The following is a 1,432-nucleotide window of genomic DNA, read 5'->3' on the forward strand; positions in this document are numbered from 1 at the left end:
TCTTTAACTATGATGAGATACTTATAATTAAAAATCGGAGTCAATACCTATGATATTGAGTAAACTAATGGTTTTACGACTTTATTTTTAATTACGCTCATTTTATTAAATGACACGGCAATTGGCGGGGCGACAACGATCGACTCTGGGGTTAAATATGCTGTCGTTTAATAGCCACATCTTGCGCGGTCGTATTACATAATTTCGCATTTGTCAAATTTATATTGATTAATAAGGCATTTTCGAGATTTGCCTCAACAAAATTTAATTCTCTGCAATTGGCACTTTTGAGAAAGTAGGCCGGCTGGTACATCAGCGATAACAACTAACCTACAAGATCGGCGATCGCATCAGCTAAAGATCTATGAATAGAACAGCGATCTCCGATTGAACATTTTAGAATTTGAGATATTTAGGAAAGCGATTACTTTATAATTAAAGATAAAGTATTGTAAAGACAACAATGGCTGCTAAAGACAGATTTCATGCTGTAGTCAGGATCGCTTTAGAAAAGGAGCAGTGGAATGTAACTGATGATCCACTACGACTAGATATTGGCGGCACTAAGTTTGAAATTGATTTGGGCGCAGAGCAATTGTTAGCAGCAGAGCGCGGTAAAGAAAAAATTGCCGTTGAAATTAAAACCTTCTTGAGTGATTCTCCATTGACTGATTATCATGCTGCATTAGGGCAGTTTTTGAATTATCGTCTTGCCTTAGAAATTGCTGACTCAACACGCATTTTGTATTTAGCAGTGCCAGTGGGAGTTTACGAATCATTCTTTAAGCGCGAATTTGCCCAAATCTCATTAGAGAGATATCAAATCAAACTAATTATTTACGACACAATTCAAGAGGTAATTGTTCAATGGATACGATAGAGTCTTATCGCAATATAATCCAGTCGTTATTGACAGCTTATGCTGCTGTCCCGATCGCAAATGGTGCGATTGATTGCTATACGGTTTTTGATACAAAGCAAGACCATTATCATGTCATGAATGTGGGATGGGACGGTTATCGACGGGTCTATGGTTGCGTTTTACATTTGGATATTATAAAGGGAAAGATTTGGATTCAGCAAAATATGACGGAAATGAGGGTTGCCCAAGAACTTGTAGATTTAGGGGTGGTGAAGGAAGATATTGTACTGGGATTTCAATCTCCTGAAATGCGTGAATATACTGGCTACGCAATTGCTTGAGTGAAAGCGCGATCGCATCAGCAAAAATTAATAACTAAAACTGCGATCGCTTTCTCTTTACTATAGCTGCCGCCAACTGTATGAGGACATAAAACCCCAAAGAGAGTTGCCGCGCGGAGCGCGGCAACTCTCTTTGGGGTTTTGATTTTGTCCTAACAAAACTGGCGGCAGCTATAATAGCCAAATAAGGCAGAGCTTAGACTCTAACGTTTTGTGATGTCACTTGCAA

3 protein-coding genes are annotated in these 1,432 nt (G+C 38.8%); 2 read left to right on the plus strand and 1 reads right to left on the minus strand.

Annotation, left to right across the window (positions count from 1 at the left end):
• Positions 1-151 precede the first annotated feature (151 nt).
• Entirely contained in the window at positions 152-313 is a 162-nt protein-coding gene (locus AC805_RS27395) for a pentapeptide repeat-containing protein (RefSeq protein ID WP_082429509.1), read from the minus strand.
• A 150-nt stretch (positions 314-463) separates the two neighbouring features.
• Here AC805_RS27395 and AC805_RS14530 point away from each other — a divergent pair, with 150 nt between their 5' ends.
• Together AC805_RS14530 and AC805_RS14535 are read left to right on the plus strand one after the other, a co-directional pair.
• Positions 464-880 carry a XisH family protein gene (locus tag AC805_RS14530; protein WP_055076083.1) on the plus strand — a complete coding sequence of 139 codons (417 nt, stop codon included), beginning with the start codon at positions 464-466 and terminating at the stop codon, positions 878-880.
• Complete coding sequence (locus tag AC805_RS14535; protein ID WP_055076084.1) at positions 868-1,203, plus strand: XisI protein; 336 nt, start codon at positions 868-870, stop codon at positions 1,201-1,203. Before AC805_RS14530 ends, AC805_RS14535 begins: the two co-directional genes overlap by 13 nt.
• The last annotated feature ends 229 nt before the right edge of the window (positions 1,204-1,432 follow it).

Origin of the sequence: Pseudanabaena sp. 'Roaring Creek' (genome assembly GCF_001402795.1) — a bacterium.
In the GTDB taxonomy this organism is placed as follows: domain Bacteria; phylum Cyanobacteriota; class Cyanobacteriia; order Pseudanabaenales; family Pseudanabaenaceae; genus Pseudanabaena.